The 3,307-nt window shown below is 61.9% G+C and carries 3 protein-coding genes and 1 pseudogene; 1 reads left to right on the top strand and 3 read right to left on the bottom strand.

What is annotated here, in order from left to right; translation table 11 throughout:
- A partial coding sequence (locus tag ACYVDE_RS18165) for an EamA family transporter (RefSeq protein ID WP_460502969.1) occupies positions 1-406 on the top strand: 406 nt, incomplete at its 5' end.
- 106 nt (positions 407-512) lie between these two features.
- On the opposite strand, the gene pgl is transcribed toward ACYVDE_RS18165, so the two are convergent.
- The 3 genes and pseudogenes from pgl to ACYVDE_RS18150 form a co-directional block, all read right to left on the bottom strand.
- Positions 513-1,256, bottom strand: a complete 744-nt coding sequence (gene pgl, locus ACYVDE_RS18160) for a 6-phosphogluconolactonase (RefSeq protein WP_460502967.1) — start codon at positions 1,254-1,256, stop codon at positions 513-515.
- Positions 1,257-1,384: 128 nt separating this feature from the next.
- Positions 1,385-2,914 carry a glucose-6-phosphate dehydrogenase gene (zwf, locus tag ACYVDE_RS18155; RefSeq protein WP_460502966.1) on the bottom strand — a complete coding sequence of 510 codons (1,530 nt, stop codon included), beginning with the start codon at positions 2,912-2,914 and terminating at the stop codon, positions 1,385-1,387.
- Between the two features lie 106 nt (positions 2,915-3,020).
- Positions 3,021-3,307 (bottom strand): annotated as a pseudogene (locus ACYVDE_RS18150) (hypothetical protein); the annotation flags it as partial.

Genomic DNA, 3,307 nt, shown 5'->3' with positions numbered 1-3,307 from the left:
GGTGTACATCGTGCTGGGCCAGCGCACGGCCACTGTGCTGCCGGGCCAGCAAGCCGTCGCCGTTGGGATGCTGTTCGCGGCGCTGCCGGTGCTGCCCATGGGCCTGGCCAGCGGCAGCTTAGCGGGCCTCACGCCGCATTTGCTGCTGCTGGGTGGCTTGTTGGCGCTGCTTTCCAGTGTGTTGCCTTTTTCGCTCGAAATGCAGGCCCTGCGCACGCTGCCTACCCGCACCTTCAGCATCCTGATGAGTCTGGAGCCGGTGGCGGCGGCGCTGTCGGGCTGGGCGCTGCTGAATGAGCGGCTGTTGCTACTGCAGTGGCTGGCGGTAGTACTCATCGTGGTGGCCAGCGTCGGGGCCACGCTCACTGCCAAGCCCGTTGAGCCGGTGGTGCTGGGCGGCGAGTGAGGTACGCCTGATTACTTGTTTGTTATAGAATAAAAAGACCGTCATGCTGAGCTTGTCGAAGCATGACGGTCTTTTATTGTTTCAAGTAATCGTTTTAGATTGAAACCTAGCCCGGTTGGGCGGCAGGGCTATTAAGCTCGGCCGCCGCGGCTGCATCCAGAAACCACTGCCGCTCACCGGCCGAAGGCGCAATTAGCTGGGCCGGAAACTCTTCGGCGTTGCGTGCGCCTTGGCGCACGCGGCGCACGGCCGCCGCCTTGTCGGCCCCGAAAACCAGAAACGCCACCGCCCGCGCCTGGTTGATGAGCGGGGCCGTGAAAGTGAGGCGGTACATAGCCACTTCGGGCACAAACACGGCCTGCACCTCGGCCGTGGTGGCGTGCAGCACTTCGGTGTGCGGAAATAGCGAAGCTGTGTGCGAATTGTCGCCCAGCCCCAGCAGCACCAGGTCGAAGCGGGCCGGCTTGGGACCGAAAAAGTCTTTGATTTCCCTGGTGTAGGCGGCCGCTGCTTTGGCGGGTGGCAGTTCGGTTTGGAAGGCGAAAACGTGGTCGTCGGCAATGCCGAGCGGGGCCAGTAGGGCCGTTTGCGCCATCAGGTAGTTGCTCTGCGAGTCGGTGCGGGGCACGTTACGCTCATCGCCGAAGAAGAAGTATACGCTGGGCCAGTCGACCTGCTCGCGATAGGCAGGGGAGGCCAGCAACTCGTACAGCTTTTTGGGGGAGCTGCCGCCGGAGAGGGCCACGGCGAAGCGGCCGCGGGCGGCGGTGGCCTCGGCGGCTTTTGTTACGAAATAGTCGGCCAGGTCGCGTAGCGTAGCTTCGGTGGTAGGATGGATGTGCAGAGGCATAGTGTTGTTTTCGAATAAGGATGGAAAAGCGGAATACCCCGAAATTTTATTTCGGGTCGGGCGAACGATGTGTACGCGCTTGTTCTCACGGGCCGAAATAAAATTTCGGGGTACTCCGTCCGGCGTCTCTACGCCTTTTTCTTCCCACCGCCCTTCAGCGGCAGCGTGAACCAGTGGAAACCGTCGCGGGCAATCAGCGCCTCGGCCACTTCGGGGCCCCACGAGTCGGCCGAGTAGTTGGGGAAGCTTAGGCTGGGGCGGCTCTGCCACGAGTTGAGGATGGGCATCACCAGGTCCCAGGCTTCTTCCACCTGGTCGCCGCGCATGAACAGCGTCTGGTCGCCGAGCATGGTGTCGAGCAGCAGGGTTTCGTAGGCTTCGGGCGCTTCGGTGGTGTAGGTGCCATCGTAGTCGAACACCATGTCCACGGTGTTCAGCATCATGTCGAGGCCCGGACGCTTGGCCTGCACCTGCAGGCGGATGCTCATTTCGGGCTGAATGCTGATAATGAGTCGGTTCTTGCGCCAGCCCTCGGCCGTTTCGGCTGGGAAAATGACGTGCGGCACGTCCTTGAACTGAATCGTAATAATGGATGCCGAGCGGTGCAGGCGCTTGCCCGTGCGCAGGTAAAACGGCACGCCCTGCCAGCGCCAGTTGTCCACAAAAAACTTCACCGCCGCGAAGGTTTCGGTGCTGGACGTGGGGTTCGCGCCGGGCTCCTCGCGGTAGCCGGGCACCTCTTGGCCCTCAATCCAGCCCGGCCCGTACTGCCCGCGCACGGCCGACTCGCGCACCGTTTCGGGCGTGAAGCGGCGCATGGCCCGCAGCACGTCTACCTTGCGGTTGCGCACCTCGTCGGCCGTAAAATTCACCGGCGGCTCCATCGCCACCAGGCACAGCAGCTGCAACAGGTGGTTCTGAATCATGTCGCGCAGGGCGCCCGAACCGTCGTAGTAGCCGGTGCGCTCGCCCACGCCCAGCTGCTCGGTCACCGAAATCTGCACGTGCTCGATGGTATTGCGGTTCCAGAGCGGCTCCATGATGGCATTGGCGAAGCGGAAGGCCATGATGTTCTGCACCGTTTCCTTGCCCAGGTAGTGGTCGATGCGGTAAATCTGCTTCTCCTCGTAATGCTGTGCCAGCAGCTGGTTCAGCGCCCGGGCCGACTCCAAATCGTGCCCAAACGGCTTCTCAATCACGATGCGCACCCGGTTGGGGTCGGTATCGGTATGGCTCTTGGCAATGCCCGTGGCAATGACGGGAAAGAACTCGGGCGCCACTGCCAGATAGTAAATGATGTTGGCCGGCGCGTCCCATTCCTTCTCCAGCGCCGCAATGCGCTGGCCGAATTCCTCGTAGGCGGCCGGCGTTTTCACGTCCGAAGCCTGGTATTGAATGTGGGGCGCAAACTGCTTCCATTGGTCGGTTTTGGCCTTGCCGCTACGCGAAAACCGGTTCACATCGGCTAGCAGGTTGGTGCGGAATTCCTCATCGGTGAGCTTGGTGCGGCCCGTGCCGATGATGGCAAACTGCGCCGGCAGCCAGCCATCCAGAAACAGATTATACAGCGCCGGCGTGAGCTTGCGGGCGTTCAAATCGCCGGTGCCGCCAAAAATGACAAACACGGTAGGCGGAATAGTAGTGGCGGTGGTGTTCATGCCGAAAGAGAGGGCGGAATGTTGATGGGAGTAAGTAAATCACCTGTCATCCTTGAGCATGTCGCTAGATGCGCGACATGCTCAGAATGGCAGGCGTAAACAAATGCTAGCTGTTTGGCTTCACCGGCTCCTCGGCCGGGCCGTGCTCGTCCACCTGCGCGTCTTTTTTGTTGCTGGCATCCTCGTGCTCCGGCGTCCATTGGGTATGGAAAACACCCTCTTTGCCAATCAGCTCGTAGGTGTGCGCGCCGAAATAGTCGCGCTGGGCCTGAATCAGGTTCGACGGCAGGCGGCCAGTGCGGTAGGAGTCGAAGTAGCTCAGCGAAGCCATGTAGGCCGGCACGGCCAGGCCGCCGGTAGCGGCAGCGGCCACCACGGCGCGGGTGCCGGGCA

The sequence above is a fragment of the Hymenobacter agri genome, from assembly GCF_054778495.1.
This window is presented reverse-complemented; position numbering and strand designations above follow the sequence as displayed.

Bases quoted from the DNA above. Each gene is read 5' to 3' on its own strand.
- pgl (WP_460502967.1), bottom strand. From the start codon at position 1,256: ATGCCTCTGCACATCCATCCTACCACCGAAGCTACGCTACGCGACCTG.
- zwf (WP_460502966.1), bottom strand. From the start codon at position 2,914: ATGAACACCACCGCCACTACTATTCCGCCTACCGTGTTTGTCATTTTT.